Origin of the sequence: Bradyrhizobium sp. 1(2017) (assembly GCF_011602485.2) — a bacterium.
Taxonomy (GTDB): domain Bacteria; phylum Pseudomonadota; class Alphaproteobacteria; order Rhizobiales; family Xanthobacteraceae; genus Bradyrhizobium.
Genome location: NZ_CP050022.2, coordinates 3,268,598 through 3,289,077, shown reverse-complemented (window position 1 = coordinate 3,289,077; position 20,480 = coordinate 3,268,598). Strand labels below are relative to the sequence as shown.

Annotated in this window: 18 protein-coding genes; 4 read left to right on the top strand and 14 right to left on the bottom strand. The window is 62.4% G+C overall.

Features of this window, described 5'->3' with window-relative positions:
• The first annotated feature begins 2 nt into the window (after window positions 1–2).
• Together yut and HAP40_RS15200 are read left to right on the top strand one after the other, a co-directional pair.
• Window positions 3–1,019 (top strand): urea transporter, encoded by a 1,017-nt coding sequence (gene yut / locus HAP40_RS15205; protein ID WP_166817049.1) that lies wholly within the window; start codon window positions 3–5, stop codon window positions 1,017–1,019.
• Between the two features lie 48 nt (window positions 1,020–1,067).
• Window positions 1,068–2,513: a GntP family permease gene (locus HAP40_RS15200; RefSeq protein ID WP_166817050.1), complete on the top strand. Its 1,446-nt coding sequence runs from the start codon at window positions 1,068–1,070 to the stop codon at window positions 2,511–2,513.
• Between the two features lie 171 nt (window positions 2,514–2,684).
• Here the strand turns inward: HAP40_RS15200 and HAP40_RS15195 are convergent, their stop codons facing one another.
• From HAP40_RS15195 to HAP40_RS15140, 12 genes are all read right to left on the bottom strand, one after another.
• Window positions 2,685–4,163 (bottom strand): aldehyde dehydrogenase, encoded by a 1,479-nt coding sequence (locus HAP40_RS15195; RefSeq protein WP_166817051.1) that lies wholly within the window; start codon window positions 4,161–4,163, stop codon window positions 2,685–2,687.
• Window positions 4,164–4,250: 87 nt separating this feature from the next.
• Window positions 4,251–5,054: an N-acyl homoserine lactonase family protein gene (locus HAP40_RS15190; protein WP_166817052.1), complete on the bottom strand. Its 804-nt coding sequence runs from the start codon at window positions 5,052–5,054 to the stop codon at window positions 4,251–4,253.
• Window positions 5,055–5,063: 9 nt separating this feature from the next.
• Entirely contained in the window at window positions 5,064–6,023 is a 960-nt protein-coding gene (locus HAP40_RS15185) for a Bug family tripartite tricarboxylate transporter substrate binding protein (RefSeq protein WP_166817053.1), read from the bottom strand.
• A gap of 67 nt (window positions 6,024–6,090) precedes the next feature.
• Window positions 6,091–6,984, bottom strand: a complete 894-nt coding sequence (locus HAP40_RS15180; RefSeq protein ID WP_166817054.1) for an NAD(P)-dependent oxidoreductase — start codon at window positions 6,982–6,984, stop codon at window positions 6,091–6,093.
• A 37-nt stretch (window positions 6,985–7,021) separates the two neighbouring features.
• The gene (locus HAP40_RS15175; RefSeq protein ID WP_166817055.1) at window positions 7,022–7,729 is read right to left on the bottom strand and encodes an ABC transporter ATP-binding protein; all 708 of its coding nucleotides are present in this window, start codon (window positions 7,727–7,729) and stop codon (window positions 7,022–7,024) included.
• Window positions 7,722–8,483: an ABC transporter ATP-binding protein gene (locus tag HAP40_RS15170; protein WP_166817056.1), complete on the bottom strand. Its 762-nt coding sequence runs from the start codon at window positions 8,481–8,483 to the stop codon at window positions 7,722–7,724. The genes HAP40_RS15175 and HAP40_RS15170 overlap by 8 nt, the downstream gene beginning before the upstream one ends.
• On the bottom strand, window positions 8,480–9,466 hold the full coding sequence (locus tag HAP40_RS15165; RefSeq protein ID WP_166817057.1) for a branched-chain amino acid ABC transporter permease: 987 nt from the start codon (window positions 9,464–9,466) through the stop codon (window positions 8,480–8,482). Before HAP40_RS15165 ends, HAP40_RS15170 begins: the two co-directional genes overlap by 4 nt.
• Window positions 9,463–10,332 carry a branched-chain amino acid ABC transporter permease gene (locus tag HAP40_RS15160; RefSeq protein ID WP_166819495.1) on the bottom strand — a complete coding sequence of 290 codons (870 nt, stop codon included), beginning with the start codon at window positions 10,330–10,332 and terminating at the stop codon, window positions 9,463–9,465. The genes HAP40_RS15165 and HAP40_RS15160 overlap by 4 nt, the downstream gene beginning before the upstream one ends.
• A 70-nt stretch (window positions 10,333–10,402) precedes the next feature.
• Window positions 10,403–11,560, bottom strand: coding sequence for an ABC transporter substrate-binding protein (locus tag HAP40_RS15155; protein WP_166817058.1), 1,158 nt, complete (start codon window positions 11,558–11,560; stop codon window positions 10,403–10,405).
• A gap of 97 nt (window positions 11,561–11,657) precedes the next feature.
• Window positions 11,658–12,647: an MmgE/PrpD family protein gene (locus tag HAP40_RS15150; protein WP_166817059.1), complete on the bottom strand. Its 990-nt coding sequence runs from the start codon at window positions 12,645–12,647 to the stop codon at window positions 11,658–11,660.
• Window positions 12,644–14,164, bottom strand: a complete 1,521-nt coding sequence (gene tcuA, locus HAP40_RS15145) for an FAD-dependent tricarballylate dehydrogenase TcuA (protein WP_166817060.1) — start codon at window positions 14,162–14,164, stop codon at window positions 12,644–12,646. Before tcuA ends, HAP40_RS15150 begins: the two co-directional genes overlap by 4 nt.
• A gap of 210 nt (window positions 14,165–14,374) precedes the next feature.
• On the bottom strand, window positions 14,375–15,079 hold the full coding sequence (locus HAP40_RS15140) for a GntR family transcriptional regulator (protein WP_166817061.1): 705 nt from the start codon (window positions 15,077–15,079) through the stop codon (window positions 14,375–14,377).
• Between the two features lie 250 nt (window positions 15,080–15,329).
• Here HAP40_RS15140 and HAP40_RS15135 point away from each other — a divergent pair, with 250 nt between their 5' ends.
• On the top strand, window positions 15,330–16,508 hold the full coding sequence (locus HAP40_RS15135) for a 2-methylaconitate cis-trans isomerase PrpF family protein (RefSeq protein ID WP_166817062.1): 1,179 nt from the start codon (window positions 15,330–15,332) through the stop codon (window positions 16,506–16,508).
• Window positions 16,509–16,529: 21 nt separating this feature from the next.
• Entirely contained in the window at window positions 16,530–17,453 is a 924-nt protein-coding gene (gene prpB / locus HAP40_RS15130) for a methylisocitrate lyase (protein WP_166817063.1), read from the top strand.
• Between the two features lie 290 nt (window positions 17,454–17,743).
• On the opposite strand, the gene HAP40_RS15125 is transcribed toward prpB, so the two are convergent.
• Both HAP40_RS15125 and HAP40_RS15120 read right to left on the bottom strand, forming a co-directional pair.
• On the bottom strand, window positions 17,744–18,982 hold the full coding sequence (locus HAP40_RS15125) for a cytochrome P450 (protein ID WP_166817064.1): 1,239 nt from the start codon (window positions 18,980–18,982) through the stop codon (window positions 17,744–17,746).
• 235 nt (window positions 18,983–19,217) lie between these two features.
• Window positions 19,218–20,411 (bottom strand): M14 family metallopeptidase, encoded by a 1,194-nt coding sequence (locus HAP40_RS15120; protein ID WP_166817065.1) that lies wholly within the window; start codon window positions 20,409–20,411, stop codon window positions 19,218–19,220.
• Window positions 20,412–20,480 lie beyond the last annotated feature (69 nt).

Below are 20,480 nucleotides of genomic sequence, written 5' to 3'. Positions count from 1 at the left end.
CAATGGAGCAGGCCTTGGCAAAGTGGGAAAGCCTCGCCGCATCGTCAGGCCTACTGCGGTTCCTGGACATCAATTTGCGCAGCATTGGGCAAGTCATGTTTCAGAGTAACCCGCTGACCGGGGTTCTCTTCCTCGCTGCGATCGCCTGGGGCTCATATGCAGCCGGCGCCCCTCGGGTGGCAATCGCAGGCGTCCTCGCAGTCCTCGTCGCAAACCTCACCGCGGTGCTGCTGCGCGCCGAGACCGAGTCGCTCCATGCCGGGCTCTATGGCTTCAACGGCATCCTCGTCGGCCTTGCGCTGGCGACGTTCCTGGCTCCCGGACCGCTGCTTTGGGTGTATGTCATATTGGGGGCTGCGGTATCCGTCGTCGTGATGCTGGGGACCACCAACGTCGTCAAATCATGGGGTGGCGCTCTCACATTTCCTTTCGTGCTCACAACGTGGCTTCTCCTGTTGGCCACATATGGATTTTCCGGCCTCGCGGGAGCAGCACTGCCGAGCGGCAACGTTGTGACGGCGTTCCAGCCTTACAAGGGAAGCCCGCTCCAGTTGGTTGACCTTGTCCAGGGCGTGTTCCTGAGCATCTCGCAAGTCTTCCTCAAGGCCAGTAGCATTGCGGCGCTGCTCCTGCTTGCGGGGCTCGCCGTAAGCTCGCTCGCAGCCGCCGCCTTCGCTCTTGGAGGTGCGATATTGGCGGTGCTGACGGCCCATCTTTTCGGCGCTGAGAGCGACCTGATCACCGGCGGCCTCCTTGGATTCAGCCCTGTCCTGACGGCGATCGCACTCGGCACTGTCTTCTATCAGCCGAGCTGGCGCGTCGCGGTGTACACGGTCCTCGCCACGGTTTTCACGGTGATTGTCCAGTCAGCCTTGAACGTGGCGCTGACACCGTTCGCCATTCCGGCTCTGACGGTACCGTTCGTGCTGGTCACGTGGCTGTTCCTGTTGCCACGGCAGCGCCTGGAGGCAGCGCCGGCCGCTACCCACGAAAGCGAAAGGCCCGCCGCCGTGGCGTAACCCTCATCATGGTCGTTCGGGATTCGGATTTGTCGGAGGAAGTGGACGATGGGACTTGTCGGGATATTGCTTGGTCTGGCCCTGCTGATGTGGCTCGCATACCGAGGCGTGAGTGTTCTGCTGGTCGCGCCAATCGCGGCGCTGATCGCGGCCGTGTTCTCGGGCGAGCCGCTGCTCGCCCACTGGACGCAGACGTTCATGAGCGGGGGAGCGCGGTTCGTGGCGCAGTGGTTCCCCATGTTCATGCTGGGCGGGTTGTTCGGAAAGCTGATGGGCGACACCGGTTCGATCAGCTCCATCGCGCGATATTTGACCAACAGGCTAGGAACCAGTCGCACAATGCTGGCGGTGGTGATCGCCTCGGCCATTGTGACCTACGGCGGCGTGAGCGTGTTCGTCGCATTCTTCGTGCTGGTGCCCATGGCACATCAGATGTTCCGGGCCGCGAACATCCCGCGCCGGTTGTTGCCGGCAACCGTGGGCCTCGGCGCATTCACGTTCACCATGTCGGTGATGCCGGGAACCCCCTCGGTCAACAACGCCATTCCGATGCCGTACTTCGGCACCACCACCTTCGCGGCCCCCGGGCTGAGCATCATCGCATCGGCTATCATCTTCGTCTTCGGCATGTGGTGGCTTCGCCGCGCCGAGGCGGCCGCGCGCAAGGCCGGCGAAGGTTACGGTGGCGAGACGGAAACCGCTCCTGTCGTCAGTGAGATCGTTCGCGAGCAGGCGGCGCCGGCGGGTGACTTCGACCCGGCGGAGTTGCCACACGGTAAGCAGGCCGACAGCGATCCTCCCTTTGCCGTGGCCGTGCTGCCGCTCGTGGTCGTTATCGCCACGAATTTCCTGATGTCTCTCGTGGTGTTCCCGCGGCTCGATTTTTCGTTCCTGTCCGAGGACCAGTGGGGCGGTACGACGATCGGCTCCGTGTCCGGTGTCTGGTCAGTGATCGTGGCGCTCACGGCGGCGAACCTGACCGTCCTTCTCTGCAACCTTCGACGCTTGCCAACCCTCCGCGAAAGTCTCGACGCCGGTGCGAATTCGGCGGCCTTGCCGATGTTGATGATCGCCAGTCTTGTCGGCTTTGGCGCGGTCGTTGCCGCGTTGCCGGCATTCGCGACGGTTCGCGATGCGCTATTCGGGATTGGCGGAGGGCCGCTGGTCTCGCTGGCCGTCTCCATGAATGTGCTGGCGGGGCTGACCGGCACTGCTTCCGGCGGAATGGCCATCGTTCTCAATGCATTTGGCGACGACTTCTTGCGTCTTGCCAGCGAGTATCACCTCGACCGCGAATTGATGCATCGTATCACAACGATGAGCGCCGGCACCCTGGACGCCCTCCCACACAACGGAACGGTCTTGCTGCTATTGCAGATCAGTGGTCTCACTCATCGTGAAAGCTATCTCGACATGGTGATGACCGTGATCGTCAGCTGCATCATCGCACTTGTTGCTGTCCTGATACTGGGGTCGATATTTGGGTCATTTTGACAGATGAAAGTCGACGGTCGCCGCGCTGTGGAGGTGTGGCACCAGCCTTGGGACGGGCATGCCGTCGTCAAACAAGTTGATCGAATTCGGAAGAAAGCGCGCCAGGCGGGGCGCTGGCCCCGCGACGTTCGCGATCGATTTGTCTTTCATCCGGAGGCCTCAGTCTGTGTCTTACAATTTAAGAGCAAACGGATCACGCTCTTCGTTGGAAAAATCGATCATCACATTCTTGGTTTGCAGAAATTCATCCAGCGCCGCGACACCGCGTTCCTTGCCGAAGCCCGACTCCTTGAACCCGCCGAACGGCGCCATCGCGCTTGAGGCGCGATAGGTATTCACCCAGACGGTCCCGGCATGGACAGCCCGCGACACGCGCAAGGCGCGCGACAGGTTCGTCGTCCAGACGCCGGAAGCCAGCCCATACTTGCTGTCATTGGCGATAAGGATCGCCTGTTCCTCGGTGTCGAAAGGAATGATCGACAGCACTGGTCCGAACACCTCTTCCTGGGCAATGGCCATCCTGTTATCCACCCCGGTAAAGATGGTCGGCTCGATGAACAGGCCTCTCCCCAATCCGTCACCAGCTGCAGGCTTTCCGCCGCAGGCCAGAACCGCCCCCTCCGCTTGCGCGTCGGAAACGAATTTCAGGATGCGGCCAAATTGCGGTTCGTTCGCCACGGTGCCCATATCGGTCGTCTTGTCCAACGGATTGCCCAGACGAATCTTGCCCGCCCGATCAACCAGGCGCTTGGCGATCTCATCGTGAATCGAGCGCTGAACGAGCAGCCGCGAGCCGGCGATACATGTCTGCCCGGTTGCGCCAAAAATGCCGGCGAGAGCCCCGACCGTCGCCTTGTCGAGGTCAGCGTCTTCGAAGATGATGTTGGGAGACTTGCCGCCCAGCTCCAACGTCACCGGGACGAGAGACCGGCCTGCCTCCGCCGCGATCTGACGACCGACGTTCGGACTGCCCGTGAAACTGACACGATCGATCCGGCCGCTCGTCAGCAGTGCCTGCCCTACCCTGTAATCACCGGTCACGACGTTGACAACGCCCGGCGGGAAGCCCGCCTCCCGCACCAACTCAGCGAATTCCAGCGTCGTCACGGATGCATGCTCGGACGGCTTGATGACGACGCAATTGCCCGCCGCCAGCGCCGGCGCGAGCTTGTTGGCAAGCAGCCCCATGGGCGAGTTCCAGGCGGTGATAAGTACGGCGACGCCGATCGGCTCCCGACGCGTAAAGTCGAAGACGTCGCGCTGATCCAGCGGGATCGTATCGCCAAAAATCTTGTCGGCGCAGCCGGCGAAAAACCGATAGGCACGCGCGGCGAAATGCATCTGCCCGTGCGTCTCGCGGATGATCTTGCCGTTGTCGGTGCTCTCCATGATGGCGATGCGCTCGGCTTGCGCATCGAGCAGGTCGGCCAGCCCGTTCAGCAATTTCGCGCGGGCAAGACCGGTGGTCTTGCTCCAGACGGAATCATAGGCTCGTCTCGCCGCCGCGACCGCATCGGCGACCTGCGCGGGCATTGCCTGCGGTATCTGCGCCCATTCCTCGCGGCTAAAGGGATTGATGGCGGCAAACCATTCCTGGTTCGGCGCGGTCACCGTCTCGTTGGCAATGGCAATTCCGTACTTCTTCGACATGGTCGATCATCTCCGCAACCGGCGAATGGTGTGTCTGATCCGGATGGCGCAGGCTGCGCCGGCCGTCTGGACTAGCTTCGTTGATGCTTAGGCAGGACTTCCGCGGGGATCAGCATCCAGTCGCGCGATCCCGTCGATCCCTTCGCGGGCGGCGGGAAACAGCGAGAGCACTTGCCGGTCGTGCCCCGGAATAATGTGCGAGGGGCTGTCGGCCAGTTGCCGGATGACCGCAAAGCCGTTCAGCATCTGGTTCGTGTCGAACAGCACCGGGAATGGCCGGCGCCGCAGAATGTTGGCGTAATAGTGCGAGGCGTCCGAGGCCAGCACCACGTAGCCGCGGCGCGTCTTCACCCGCACGACCTGAAGTCCCGCGGTATGGCCACCCAGCCAGTGCAGTGATATCCCGTCGTCGAAATCGGAATTGGCATCGTGAAGGGTCACGCGCCCTTCGAAGTTGCGCCTGACGATGTGGCTGACGTCCTCTGCGTTGTAGGCCTTCTTCTGTTCGGCATCGCACATGCAGCGGCTCGTACAGAAATGCATCTCGCGCTCCTGCACGTGATAGCGGGCCTGCGGGAACAGATCGTGGTTGCCGGCATGATCCCAATGCATGTGGGTCAGGATGACGTCCTTGACGTTGTCAGGGTTGATACCGACCTGCTTGAGGCCCTCGGCCACCGGTCTTGTGACGGCATAATTACGCGGCTTTCCTGCCTTCTCATCGAAGCCGGTATCGACGATCACCGTGCGGCCCCGGCCGACCAGCGCCCAGACGAAGAAATCCAGCGGCATCGGAGCATCGGGTATTCCGCTATTGTCGATGAAGTTCTCTGATGCGCGGCGCTCGTCCTTCGCGGCATATCGGACGGCATAGACTTCATACTCGGACATGTCGATCTTTCACTGGCGTTCGATGCCAGCTTCCTTCGTTGTCGTGGCCCACAATTCGATGTCGTCCTTGAGATGCCTGGCGAAATCGGACGGGGCCATCCACTGAACCTCGAAGCCGATATCGGCGAGGCGGCTCTTGATCTCGGGTTCCGCCAGCACCTCACGCACGCCCTCGGAGAGTTTCGTGACGATTTCCGGCGGTGTATCCTTGGGAGCGAACAGGCCGGACCATGCGGAGATGTTGATGAATGCAAGGCCTCCCTCCTTCATCGTCGGGATCTGCGGGAAGAGCGACGCGCGGTCCGGATTCGTGGTCGCAAGCGCACGGGCCGAACCAGCCTCGACCTGGGAGACCGCAGGCGCCATGTCCATGAAGGTCATGGAGACGCGCTGGGCGATGATGTCGGTGACAACTTGCGGGCTGTTCCGGTAGGGCACGGCTGCAATGTCGATCCCCGCCCGCCGCTTGAACGCCTCGCCGGACAATTGGCCGAGTGCATTGGCATAACCGAACGTCAACGTGCCGGGCTTGCTCTTCGCAAGGGCTACGAGGTCGGCCACGCTCTGGACGGGCAGTGATGGATCGACAATCAGAAAATATGGAAACACGCCGAACTGCGAAATCGGAACAAAGTCCGTGATGGGATCGTACTGGATGGATTTCAGCAGGCTTGGATTCGCGGCGTGCGTCGACGTTCCGCCAACTAGCAACGTGTAGCCGTCGGGCGCTGAACGCGCGGCGGCTGTCGCTCCCAGCGCGCCGTTCGCGCCCACGCGATTGTCGATGATGATCGTCGCTTTCAGCAGCTCCGACAGCCGCTGAAACACGATGCGCGCGACGCCATCGGTTCCGCTGCCGGGAGCAAACGGCGCGATGACGGTAATCCGTTGAGAGGGATAGGTTTCAGTGGCTGCGGCCAGATTCATGTGTGACAGAAGCAGCGTGATCGTCAACAACAACACCCGCACGGAGCCCTCCCTTGATCATTATTGCTTGAACTCGAATGGCGACGCTCGACCGCCCTTCACGCATCGGTCATGACTTTTTCGAGGAGCGCTCGATGACCTTCACGATGACCGGCCAGTAATTCGCTCCAAAGCCCGCTTGGGACGCTTCGACCAGCACACGGGCGCCGAGCGCCGCTTCCCTGGCATCGATCCCGGCATCCTTCGCCATGTCGAGCGCATAGGACATGTCCTTGTGCATGTAGTCAGTCGAGAAGACGCGCTCGGGAAACTCCCGCGCCGCGACGGCCTTGTATCCATGGTTGCGCAGCGCGAAGCTGTCGGCGGAGCCCTTCGAGAGGGCGTCGAACAGGGTCTTGGTCGAGACACCCGCCGATTCCGCGATCGCAGCCGCCTCGCACAGCGCTGTCACGGTGCCCACCACAACCATGTTGTTGAGGATTTTCACAACTTGGCCCGAGCCGACGTCGCCGCAAAGGGTCACTTCGGACGCGAAGTGGCGCAGCAACGGTTCGATGCGGCTGAACACATCCGAGGTCGCACCGACAGAAATTGCCAACGTGCCAGCCTCGGCCGCAGCACGCGTCCTGGCGACGGGCGCATCGGCGTATTCGGCACCCTTGGCGGCAAAAGCGCCGGCCAGCTCGCGCGTCAGTTTCAGCGGGCTTGTCGAGAGATCGACAATGGTTTGGCCGGCGCGCGCGAATTCGAGCAGCCCGCCCGGCATCTCGCAGACTTTCTTGAGGTGCTCGCCGCTCGGCATCGAGATGAAAACGATGTCGGCCTTGGCCACCGCGGCGACCGAGCCCGCATCGACGGCGCCGGCCTGAATCAGTCGCGCGACGGGCTCAGTGTTGAGGTCGTGAACCAGCACCTGCTGCTTGGTCTTCTGAACGAGGTGTCGGCACATGGGCTCGCCCATGACGCCCAAGCCGATGAAGCCGAAGGTGAGAGATCCAGTCATGTCAGAACTCCGGAATTTCCAGATAGAGGAATATGTTTCAGATGCCGAGATAGGCGCGCCGCACATAGTCGCTGGCCAGAAGGTCCTTGCCTTTCCCGCTCAGCGCGACCGCGCCAGTCTCCAACACGAAGGCCTCGTTGCATAGATTGAGCGCAAGCTTCGCGTTCTGCTCGACCAGGATGATCGACATGCCGATATCGCGGTTGATCTCCACGATGATGCGCGCGATCTCATCGACGATGATCGGCGCAAGCCCGAGCGAGGGTTCATCCAGCAGCAACAGGCGTGGCCTTGCCATGAGCGCCCGGCCGATGGCGACCATCTGCTGCTCGCCACCCGACAGTGAGCCTGCCATTTGGCTCCTTCGCTCCACCAGGCGCGGGAAATAGCCGTAGATCTGATCCAGCGTTTTGTTCTGCTTCGCCTTGTCGCCCTGCGAATAGGCACCGACGAGCAGATTGTCGAGCACGCTCATTTGCGGGAACACGCGTCGCCCCTCCGGCGACAATGCGATGCCACGTCCGACGCGCTGCGGCGCGGACGTGCCGTCGATGCGTTCGCCGTCGAAATAGATCTCGCCGCCGCTGACCGGCTTGAGGCCGATGATAGCCTTCATCGTCGTGGTCTTCCCCGCACCGTTCGAGCCGATCAGGGAGACGATCGCGCCGTCGGCCACAGACACGCTCAGATTGCGCACCGCCGTCAACGCACCGTAGGCGACACTAATTCCGCGAACATCAAGCATGGACGGCTTCCTTGCCGAGATACGCCTCGATCACGACCGGATTCGCGACGACTTCCGCGGGCGTTCCCTGCGCGATCAGCGTGCCGTGATCCAGCACCACGACGCGATTGCACAGGCCCATGACGGTGCGCATGTGATGCTCGACCATAACCATGGTGACGTCGCGCTCCGATCTCACTCGCCGGAGCACCGAGGCGAGTTCCGCGGCCTCCTCCGGATTGAGGCCGGCAACGGGTTCATCGAGCATCAAGAGTTTTGGGTCACTCGCAAGTGCGATTGCAACGCCGAGACGGCGCTGCTCGCCATAAGACAGCTCGCGCGCCTTCAGGCCCGCGCGCCGCATCAGGCCAAGGAGGTCGAGCACATGAAGCGCTTTCTCCTCGGCGGTCCGCCGCCATTTGCTCGAGAGAAACCCGCTCCACAGGCCGGTGATATCAGAGGCCAACGTGCCGCGCGCGGCATTCTCGATGACCGTCGCCTCTGGATAGATGGTCGCGGCTTGGAAGGTCCGCGAAAGCCCCTGCCGCACCGTTTGATTGGCGGGCTGCCCCGAGATGTCCCGGCCCATAAAGCGGACCGTGCCCGCCGAAGGCCTCAACACGCCCGAGATCACGTTGAACAACGTGGTCTTGCCCGCGCCGTTCGGGCCGATAAGGCCGAGGAAGTCGCCCTCCTCGACCTCGAAGGATACGTCTCGAACGGCGACAAGTCCGCCGAAAGACCGCTTCAGGTGATCGACCACGAGCATGCTCATGTGACCTCCTCGGCCACACGCGCTGTGCCTGCTGCTACAACCCGCTGGCGCGAACGCCAGGTCTGGACGAGACTTGCCAGTCCGTTCGGCACGAAAATCAGGCAGAGCACGAGCACGGCGCCGTAGATGATGTGCTGCAATCCTTCGGTGGAGCGCAGCAGCTCCGGCAAGGGTGTCAGCACGAGCACACCGACGATCGGTCCCAGCACGCCATCCCGTCCGCCGACGACCAGCATGGTCAAATAGGAAACGGATTCCCAGAACGTATATGAGTCCGGCGAGATGAAGCGGAGATAGTGCGTGGACAACGCACCGGCGAAGCCCGCGATGCCGGAGCCGATGGTGAAGGCAATCACCTGGACCCGGTGCGTATCGATGCCACTCGATTCGGTGAGGCGCTGGTTCTCGGCGGTGGCCGCCATCATCGTGCCCAGCGGCGACCGATAAAGCAGCCAGATCAGAAGCAGCGTCGTCAGCGCGCAGGCCAGTGCGAAGGGATAGAATTGCGGCTTGGCACGAAGCACGTAGCCGAAGATCGAGATCGGGGGCACGCCGACCAGCCCGTTGGCACCGCCCGTTATGGAGCTCATGTCCAGCGCCAACAACACCGCGATCTGGCCGAACGCAAAGGCCACCAGCACGAAGTAAACGCCGCGCAAGCGGAGGATGATCCAGCCGAGAGCGGCGGCAATGACGGCCGCGACCAACCCGGCGATGAACAGGGTGAGCAGCGGCGGCCACCCCTTCATCGACAGCAACGCCGAGACATATCCGCCGACCAGCGCAAAGCCACCATGGCCCATCGAGAGCTGCCCTGCCCGCGCAATGACGGCAAGGCCCAGCACGAGCATGAGATTGATGCAACCGACCGTCGCCAGATGGATATAGAACTGGTTCGGCGCGAACCAGGGCAGCAGGGCGGCGACGATCACCGCCATCGCGACACCGAGATAATGCATCGGCTTGGTTGTGGAAGGAATCACGCCTCACGCTCCTTTCGGCCAAGCAGACCTTGCGGACGCAGCAACACGACGGCGATCACGACCAGGAACTGGAGGATCTCGGACAGCGAGGCACTCACGAACGTCCCGGCGAAACTCTCGATCAGGCCGATCAGCAATCCGCCGGCCACCGCACCCGGGACGCTGCCGAGCCCGCCAATCACGACGATCACGAAGGCCTTCAACGTCGGCGCGAGACCAATGAACGGCGAGACCGACAGCACCGGAGCCATCAGCACACCGGCAAAGGCGGCAAGGCTCACCCCGAGCACGAATGCGACCGGGAAGATGAGGTCGACGCGAATGCCCTGCACCTGCGCGATCTCCGCGTCTTGCGCGACGGCGCGCATGGCACGGCCGATCCTGGTATGGCCGACCAACAGGTTGAGCGACACCACCGCCACGATCGCACCGATGATAACTACCAGCCGCGACCACGGAAAGACGATGCCGCCGACGGACACTACTCCAGAGACGATCGGGGCCACGGTGCGCGCCGACGATCCCCACAGCAGAAGCGCGCTGTTCTGCACTATGAGAGCGACGCCGACGGAAGCGATCATGCCGTTCAGCTCGTTGCCGCGAAACTTTCGGAATACGACTCGCTCCATCAGCAGTCCCAGCACGGCCGTGGCGCCAACCGCGAGCAGGACGCTGACGGCGAACGGCATATCGTTGCTGCCGTAGAGGATGGCGAACAGAAAAGCGCCGACCATGTAGAATTCGCCATGCGCGAAGTTCACGATGCGCATGATGCCGAACACCATGGTGAAGCCGATGGCCATCAGCACATAGATCATGCCCACCATGAGGCCGTTCACGACCGTCTGGGCCAGAATGATGTTCATGCTCACGGGACGACAACTCCAATCGCTTCAGCGAGGCGCAGCAGCGCGCCTCGCCCGATGTAGCGGCTGCTTATCTGCACGCGTTGACGTCGCAGGTCGCCACCTTCGCGACGACGCCGTCCTTGAACTGCCCGACATAGAACGGCAGGTCGATCTGGTGCTTGATCCCGTACTTCTGCTCGCCGGTCCAACCCGCCTTGCCCATTGCGGTGGGAACGTCGGACAATCCGTCGAGCGTCGTTGCGATCTTGGTGGTGTCGTCCACGGTCCCGGCCTTCTTCATGGCGGTGAACAGCATCTGCAGGCCGGCATAGAAGAACGGGCTGAAGCCGTTCATATTCGGGCCATACTTGGCCTTGAAGCGGGCGACATAGGCGGCCGTATCCGGCAGACCGGTGTCGATCGGCAGGTGGACGTAGACGTCTTCGGCCGCATCCTTGCCAGCGACCTTGAGCATCTCGGCCGCGACGTCGCCGCCGGTCACGAACACCGGGCCCTTGTAACCGAGCTCGCGCGCCTGCTTGAGAATGAGTCCGGCCGTAGTCGGAGAATTGCCGCCGAGCTCAAGGCCGTCGGCCTTCATCAGGATGCGGGTGAGGATCGGCACGAAATCGACGCGCTCGCGCTCGAAATACTCGACCTGCAGCTTTGCGCCGGTCTTGGCGTAGGAGTTGAAGTTCGCGACACCGATCTGCTGCCCGGTCTCGTCGTTAGGCAGCAGCGACACGACCTGCTTGGCCGCTGTATTCTTCATGAGCCACGCAACTTGCGGGTCGGAAAATTCACCCGTGGTTATGACCGGCCGGTACGCATAGGGCGCGTCGGCGCCCAGCGCGCGCGGCGTGAACGCCAGCGTCATGGTGATGACCTTACCGGAGGTGGTCTGATCTTTCGTCGCCACCGCCGCCGCCGACCCCATCGGACCGACGACAAAGCGAATTCCGTCCTGGGTGATGAGGCGATCCATGGCCGTGACCGCATCCTGGGCGCGGTAGCGGTCGTCATATTGCTTAATCAGGACCTTGTAGCGCTTGCCGGCGACCTCAAGGCCGCCGTCCTTGTTGACATCTTCGGCGGCAAAATTCGTCGCGGCGAGCATGCCTTCGGCGAACGCTGCGCCGGCCCCGGAAAAGCTGGCGTGAACACCGATCGTGACACTGTCTTCGGCGTGCGCCGCAGAGCACACGGCCGATGCAGCGAGTACGGCAATCAACTCAAAACGCTTCATTCCAATCTCTCCCCAGATGTTGCTTTTGTCGGCCTTGCTCTTGTTGTCAGGCTTGTTGTCACGAAGCAGCCTCGCTGCCTCGCATTCCTTCGCGGGTTCAGGGAACCCAGGTCGTCTCCTCCGGCTCGTGCGTTCCACGCGCGGCGAAGACGACTTTCTTCGGCGCCGCCTGAGCGCCGCGCGTCTGCAACAGACGCGAAACCGTCGCGAGATCCTTCACCTTGTCGATGGTCTCAAGCCGCTCGAACAGCGGAGCGATCTGATCGCGCTGCAGGACGACGCTCGCCTGCCGTTCGAACTGGTCCCAGAGATCGGCTTCCGGCGGCAATTGAACGGCAAGAAGATCGAACGCCGCCGCTTCGGACGCGCTGCTGTCCGCGGCCTGAGGTGAGATCGCTTCGCCCTCACTGCCGATCACCTCGGCGCAGGAAGCCTCGTCCATCGCCTCGGCGAGCAGCGCGGCCAGCAGTCCGCTCCTGAAGCTCAGTCCAGCCATCAACGACTTCGGCCCGCCCTGCGTGGCGGGACTGTCAACGTTCGCCATCCCGGTCATGAGCAATGCGGCTGCAATTTTCGGACGACTCAATCCGAGCACGTGCGTTGCGGCCGCTACCCCACCGAGCAAGGCGGGCCCGAACTGGTCGCCTGCCAGCGACAGCGCGGGCGCGAGACTAACGGACGCCTTTGCGCCCGATATCAACGCATCGAGGAATTCCTGCCCGGTCGTTTGCCGCTCCTCACAGAGCGCGAACAGCGTCACGATGCAGGCCGCATTCATACCACCATGCGATGCTTCGGACCCGGCCGCCGCTGCGGTGGCGTTGATCAGCGTAGCATCGACCGCGCTGGTCCGCCGCTCCGTCCCGAAGACGAGCGACGCGCCGTCGGCCATCGCGACGCCTGATGTATTCAGCAGGGCCTTCGTCAGGCCTGCCCGGGTACCGGACAGCGTCTGGCCAAACGCCTGAATGACCGCTGCCCTCGCCTGTGCAAGCGTCCTGGCGTCCCGCGGCTGCGGGGTCAGGATCTGCTCGGCCAGACTCTCGGCGCAAAAGCCGGATCCCGAGGTCGTGGCGGCGACGCTCATCGCGAAGCCACCGCTTTGGCTGGTGCCGCACTCTGCTGGCTTGCAGCGTTGCGGCCCGCGATCCGTCCGAAGGTCGCGCCGGAGACGAGACCGGTGCCCGCGGGATAGTTGTCGTAGAAGAGACCGCCGACCAGTTCGCCGCAGCAGAACAGTCCCTTGATCGGACGCCAGTCGGTGCCGATCACCTCGGCGTTCTCGTTGATCTTCAATCCGCCGAAGGTGAAGGTGATGCCGCCCGTCGCGCTGTAAGCATAATAAGGCGGCTTGTCGAGCCGAAGCGCCCAGTTGGTCTTTTCGAGATCGAGCCCCTTGGTCGAGAGGCCGTCCTTCTTCGTGGGATCGAAGCCTTCGTCCGCCGCACGCGCGTGGTCGTTGTAGTTGAGGACGGTCTTGAGCGCCTGCGCCTTGTCGTCGATGTCGAGCTGCGCAATCAGATCTTCCAGCGAATTGGCCTTGATCGGATCGCTGGTCGAATAGCGCGGCTCGAGCAGGTGGATCACCTTGCTGTCGAACAGCTGATAGGCCTTGGCACCCGGCTCGGCCAGGATGGCGCGGCCGAACTTGGCGTAGGTGAAGAGCGCGCCGTCCTCGCCCTCGTCGACGAAGCGCTTGCCCTTGCGATTGATCATCACCGAGTAGACATAGGACAGCCGATTGCTGCGGTCGGTCATCTCACGCGGCGCGAAATCGCCCCAGTCCGCGCTGATCGGCGTCGCATGGCAGCCGCTCCACTGCCCCCAGGGCATAGCACCGATGGCCAGCGCCATGCGCAGGCCGTCGCCCTGATTGTGCGGCGTGCCGCGAACCTTCGCCGCGCCGACCAGAGGGCCGATGTGCTGCGTGCGCATCTGGACGTTGGCTTCGAACCCGCCGCAGCCGAGCACAACGGCTTTTGCGCCGAGCGAGCGCACACCGTCATCGTCCTTGGTCTTGACGCCGACCACGCGGCCATTGTCATCGACGAGCAGTTCCGAGACCGCATTGCCGTAGCGGACCTCGATGCCCATGCGCTCGCAGGTGGCGAACCAGCTGCGCGAAAGGCCGACACCTTCATGGGCGGCGCGCACCACGAGGCCGCGCGCCCACACCATCACATTGTCCTTCTTGACGGCGGACAGGCTGATCGCCGGCTCCATCTTGATGCCGCCGGTATCCTTCATCCAGCGAACGGTCGCCTGCGAGTTCGACACCAGCAGCCGCGACAAGGTCGGATCGGTGCGCCCATTGGTCACGCGCATGAGATCGCCGTGAAAATCTTCCTGCGTATAGGGCGAGATGCCGTCGTAGAAATTGTCGAACTCGTCCTCGACGCCCGGCAGCAAGGCGCCGATCTCGCGCGGCTCGTCATAGGCGAAGCGCAGCACGCCGCCGCTCCAGTGCGTATTGCCGCCGCGCATTTCGCGGGGAGCCTTCTCGAGAACGACGACACGATCTGCGCCGTTTTCCTTCGCGGAGACCGCCGCGGCCAAGGCAGCGTTTCCCGCGCCGACGACGATCACATCGAACTCTTCGTGCATTTCCGTTCCTTCCCGCTTGGCCCGCGGCCTTCTGTGCTTCTGTATTCTGGTGAATACCAATGTATACATTGGAATGCAAGACAATTTGAAGACAGCCATTTTCTGGAAAAATTCCCATGAAAACAGCCTGTTACGGAGATATCAACGGAGAAGGGTCAGCAGGCAGCGCAGCAGTACGAGCGGCAGTCGAGCTGCAGCTCGCACGTCGATTCAGGCGCCCTCCTGTTCCCGGCGGGCCTCGAGCTCACGCTCCTTCGCCAGGATGACACGGCGTGTCTCGAGCGCATTCAAGACGTGCGTGCGCGCCAGGCGATCGGCCTTCTCGCCTTCCCTTTGCGAAATGGCCTGCACGATCGCAGCGTGTTCCGCCTGAGCGACAGCGAAACGCCCCTTGTCAGCCAATGTCGTCGGCCCGAGAAGCGCGATTGCATCCTGAAGAGCGGACAAGCTCTTTTCGAGATACCGGTTGTGAGCCGCAACATGAATGGCGTCGTGCAATTCCCTGTTGTGGCGATAAAGCTTGAGCGGATCGCGATCGAGCGTTTCACCTTCGGCAACGAGCCTGGCCAATGCAGCAAGATCTTTCGGACTTGCGTGCTTGGCGGCCATCGCAGCCGCGGTGCCTTCGAGCGCGGCACGCATTTCGTAGAGTTCTTCGACCGCATCCATGTCGAGAACCGATACGACGAGCCCCGTCCTCGGGCGAAGATCGAGCAGCCCCTCCAGCTCGAGCCGCGTCAGCGCCTGGCGCGTCGGTGTTCGGCTGATGCCGAGATGTTCCGCCAACTCCACTTCGCGCATGCGCCGCCCCGGAGCAAAACGCCCCTCCACGATCTCACGCCGCAGCGCCGCGTAGGCGTAGTCGGCAGCAGATGCAAACTTCGCCCGGTCCGGCAACACCATGTCGTCGTTCATGAAGTCTTTCCGATCTCATTCGGCAGGCACTGCTCATACGAGCGAGGCGCACCAGGCCGTCCATCACTGATCTGCGTCGATTCTTCCGACCTTACGAGGCACGCGAGCGACGCAGGATATTCGGCGTCGCGCCGCCTGTCTGGAACGAGGCCATCAGCGTCCACCGAATAGAATAAGGGTAGCGGGCCGCCTCGATAATGTATACACAAGCATCCAAAGGATACAACGGTATACATAAAAAGGCAGCTTCATGCCGCAGCACAAGCTCAGAGCCACTTTCATGCGCGGCGGCACGTCGAAGGCCGTCGTCTTCAACAGAAAAGACCTGCCGGCAGATCCCGCCCTATGGGACCCGATCTTCCTGGCCGTGATGGGCTCGCCGGATCCCAATGGCCGTCAGCTGGACGGAATGGGCGGTGGGCTGTCGTCCTTGTCGAAGGTCTGCGTAGTCGGCGCACCGACGCGCTCCGATGCCGATATCGATTACACCTTTGCGCAAATCTCGGTGAACAGCGCCGCAGTCGATTACAGCGCAAATTGCGGCAACATGTCTTCGGCGATGGGCCCGTTCGCCGTCAGCGAAGGGCTGGTAACGGCGCCCGCGAACGGCGAGGCCGTTGTACGCATCCACAACACCAACACCGGCAAGATCATCGTCGCGCGTTTCCCGATGAATGATGGGGAGGTGGAGACCGAAGGTGAGATGAGCATCGACGGCGTCGGCCGACAGGGCGCGCCGGTCCGGCTTGAATTCACCGATCCCGGCGGCACCAGGACCGGACGCCTGCTGCCGACAGGACACGTCTCCGACACCCTCGATATTCCCGGCCTCGGTCCGGTCGAGGCATCGCTCGTCGATGCCGCCAACCCCTGCGTCTTCGTCGCTGCCGCCGCGCTCGGCAAGGACGGCAGCGAGATGCCCGAAGCGCTGGAGAGCGATGCGGGCTTCCTCGAACGGATGGAGGCGATTCGCTGCGCGGCCTCCGTGGCGATGGACCTTGCTCCCGATGTCGCGGCGGCCGCAAAGATCCCGAGCGTGCCCAAGGTCGCGATGATCGTGGCACCGCGGCAGATGACGACCTTGTCGGGTCAGGGGCTCGAGCCTTCCGACATGTCGCTCGGCATCCGGATGATTTCGATCGGCCAGCCGCATCGCGCGGTCCCAATCACCGGCGCCACCTGCCTCGCCATCGCGGTGCGTATCAAGGGCACGCTTGCGAATCGGCTGGCCCGCGTCGGGGATGGTCCGATCACCATCGCGCATCCCTCCGGCACGACCGTGGTCGATGCCGCCGTCGAACACGCCGACGACCCCGCCAAGGCGCGCGCCATTCATGGCGCGGTGTATCGCACCGCCAGGCGGCTATTCGAAGGCAGCGTGTTCTATCGACCTGCCAAAGCAACTGTGCAAGCACGGCGCAGCGCATAATCATTGCTGGAGCTCTGAAGGATGACTTATCTCGTTGCCGCCGACCTTCCCCGCGAATCCGCCGGCCGGCGTTTCCGCGAGTTGTTGAAACAGCCCGGCATTCTGCAACTGCCGGGCGCTCACAACGGCATGGCAGCGCTGCAAGCCAAGGCCGCCGGCTTCGACGCGCTTTATCTGTCTGGCGCAGCGATGACAGCATCGATGGGCCTGCCCGATCTCGGCATCATCGCCGTAGATGAAGTCGCCTTCTTCGTTCGCCAGATCGTCCGCGCGGCGGGACTTCCGCTCCTCGTCGACGCCGACACCGGTTACGGCGAAGCGTTGAACGTGATGCATGCGACGCGTGTCTTCGAGGACGCAGGTGCAGGCGCGCTTCATCTCGAAGATCAGATTTTGCCAAAAAAGTGCGGCCATCTCAACGACAAGAAGATCGCCGACGCGCACGACATGGCCGCCAAGGTCGCAGCCGCCGCGAAGGCACGGCGCGATCTCGTCATCGTCGCCAGGACCGACGCCGCCGCAAGCGAAGGTCTCGACGGCGCGATCGCGCGCGCAAAACTCTATATCGAAGCGGGTGCCGATGCGATCTTTCCAGAAGCGCTGAACACGGCCGAGATGTTCCGCGCCTTCGCCGAGCGCATGCCTGGTGTCCCTCTCCTCGCTAACATGACGGAGTTCGGCAAGACACCGTTCTTCACCGCTGCCGAGTTCGAAGCCATGGGTTACGCGATGGTGATCTGGCCGGTGTCTTCTCTGCGGATGGCAAACAAGGCCCAGGCCGATCTATACGCCGCGATCTCGCGGGATGGAGGCACGCACAGGGTCGTCGAACGGATGCAGACACGCGCGGAGCTCTACGCGACCATCGGCCTGCACGACTATGAAGCGCTCGATTCGTCGATCGTTCAAACGATCGTTCCCAGCAGTATGCCACAGCGCGAGTGACGACCGGGAGCGCGGACGATCACGTTGGCTCCGGAAAGATGTGCAGAGCGACTTCATGCGCCCGCGCATCCGGTTCCCAGCGTGGCGGCAGCTTATCGATCGGCGTTGTTGCCAACGCGCAATTGTCTGCTGAATCGAGCTCCCTGAGACGAAGACACGCCGCCGCAACGAGCTCGGTCTGGCGCGATATCGCCGTTGCGCCTATCATCATTTGCATCTCCAGCGAACGCGTGTGAGGCCCTCAGCACGGGCCGATCTTCGGACCTTGACGCCGATGCCTCATCCGGATTTCACGGCTGCCAGGATATCCGCATAGTATCGACGCGACGGATGCCGCTGTGCCCCTTGATCACAGGCGCTTCATCCAATTGAAGTTTCGGGATGCGGGCCGCGAGCGCCGCCAGGCTCTCCTCGAGTTCGACACGTGCCAGCGCTTCACCAATGCAACGATGGGCGCCGGCACCGAAGGCGGGAAGTAAACGTGGTTGGTCGGTTCGACGGATGTCAAACACGTCGGGATGTTCATAGGCCTCTTCGTCACGCGCGGCGGACATGGTTGACAAGATGACGAATTGCCGGGCCGGAAGAACAGCGCCGCCAACCTCGATGTCTTCAGTTGTCACCCTGACGAACGACGCCACGCTCGGCTCGAATCGCATCGCCTCCGCAACCGCGCCTGGAATGAGCAAGGGATCGCGACATACCGCTTCCCATTGCTCCCTGTGCTGGAGCAGAAGCGCCAGTTGCACCACGATGGCGACGCGAGTCGTGTCGGTGCCGCCGACGATCAACTGAACGATCTGAAATATGATCTCGAGAGGTGATAGTTCACCCGCTGCGTCTACCCTCTCCAGGAAATCCGAGAGGAAATCGTCGCGAGGGGCGCGCCGCCTGTCTTCGAGCGTCTTTTCCACGTAGTCGCGCAACTGTTGGCACGCCGCATCCGCTTCAGGGATTTCGTCCGGCAGTACGCTGGAGCTAATGAATCGTGTCACGGAGTAGACAAGTTCTGTGAAGGATGGGATGTCGGCTCGCGGCAGGCCGAGAAGATCGCCAATGACGCGGGCGGGAAGCTGAGCCGCGAACTGACCGACAAACTCGACCTGACCATCGGCATACCAGCTCTCGATCAATTCCTCCGACGAACGCCGTATGTGCGGCCGCAGACCGGCGATCGTTCGAGCCGCGAAGCTTCTTGAGAACGGTGATCGCCGGCGACGATGAATGGCTCCATTGGCGGTGAGCATTCCCTGATCGAAGAAGTCAAAGAGCGCTCCCTCCGTGACACCGAACAATTCAGGGTGGACCGTTTCGGATGCGGCCATGCAGGAACCGCTGCCAAGCCGCTCAATGTCGGCATGACGGAGCACCAGAAAAGCTCCCGTTTCATGTCCGACAACGGGATAGTCGGCGCGATACCTGCGGAACATGGCGTGAGGATCCGCGTCGAGGTCTGCCACATTGAGAACCGGCAGATCTTCAGGAGCCGCGAGAGCCACCAGATCGTTTGCGCCGACAACGTCTGCCATTGGCATTCCTCTCGTCCCTGACCGCGACTTCTCCTCTCTCTAGACTTCCAGTTTTACATCTCGATTGCTGGACAGCCCAAGTTCGTTGCAATCGTAATGGGCCGCCGCGCTACCGCTCCAATTCCCGTCGCACCGCCAATGACGCGATCGGCCAATTTGTGACATTGCCCCAGGACGAATGAACCTCGTGAACGGCCACAGTGAAGTTGCGTCACCAGCCTTGAGGTCGCGGCAACTACTCGGGATAGACCTGAACGTCCTTCGGCCCCGGCTTGTTGAACAGGATGAATACCAGGGGGTTGCCAGGCTCGGACATTGCATCGCTGCGCTGGCCCGTTATCTCTCCGGCCACGCCGCTTGTATATTCCGCAATCACCTCGCCGAAGCTATTGCGCTGAATGGCAACCTTCTGTCCGGCTTCGACCTTGTCTTTGAGCTTGACCAGATGCTCAACGAGACCGCCCGCGGTGGCCAGGATTGGGTAGGCGCTGTTACCGACAAAGACAGCCACGTCCTTGCCTGTACGTCCTAGTCGCCCGGCAACGATGCCGTGATGCTTGAGGACGTTCATTGTGCCTTCCACGAAGAGCGAGATCATCTCAAGGTCCAGGACGCGCGCAGCGCCGATTTCTGGCGTGAAGGACGGGATGCCCACGTCCATGAACGCGTTGTGCAGGACACCGGGATATACATGATTGTCGAAGATCTGGCCGACGGGATAGAGCTCAACCATCGCCTTGACCTCCGGCACATCCATACCGCCTATATTGAATGCGGTGACTTCGAATCCGGTCGTCCCAGTGTGGAAGTCGATCGCGAAGTCGGCGTTCGGCCGCAGCAGCCGGTTGAACAGAAGCCCGGCGTGTCGGCTCGGTGCCGTGGCGCCGTTCTCGTTCCCGGGCCACTCCCGATTCATATCGATCAGATCGATGCCTCTGCCCTGATTGGGCCATCTGCGCTGCATGCTTTCCAGGGCCGGGCGGGACACGTCCGTGACCGCCATCACCGTGCCTGACATCTGCGCCGGGTCGAGTTGGCTCATCACGGTCTGGACTGTGTGCACAGAACTCATCTCGTCGCCATGCACGCCACTGGTCAGGACGCCGCGCTTGCCCGGCTTTGCTCCCTTCGCGACCGTCACAGACACATACCAGTGCTGTCCGGTTGGCATCTCAACGCCCTGAAAATACAAGAGGTGCTTCTTTCCGGACTCCAGATCGTTGACGTCGAGCGCGCTGACGACCCTTTTGCCTTCGATAACATCACCGGTATAGACTGTTCCTGATGTCGGTTTGACAGGGCGTGTCGCTGCGCCCTGGGCATTCGCAGCACCAGCGTTGACGGCGACGGCGGCCGCGGAGCCGACCGTGGCAATGGATGCCATTATCAGATCGCGGCGATCGACGCCTTTTGCAGACTTGTCAGGCATGATGGAATCCTCGGTGATTGTGAAGGGCAATTTCATACGACGACACGGCATCCACATCGGTCGTCGACC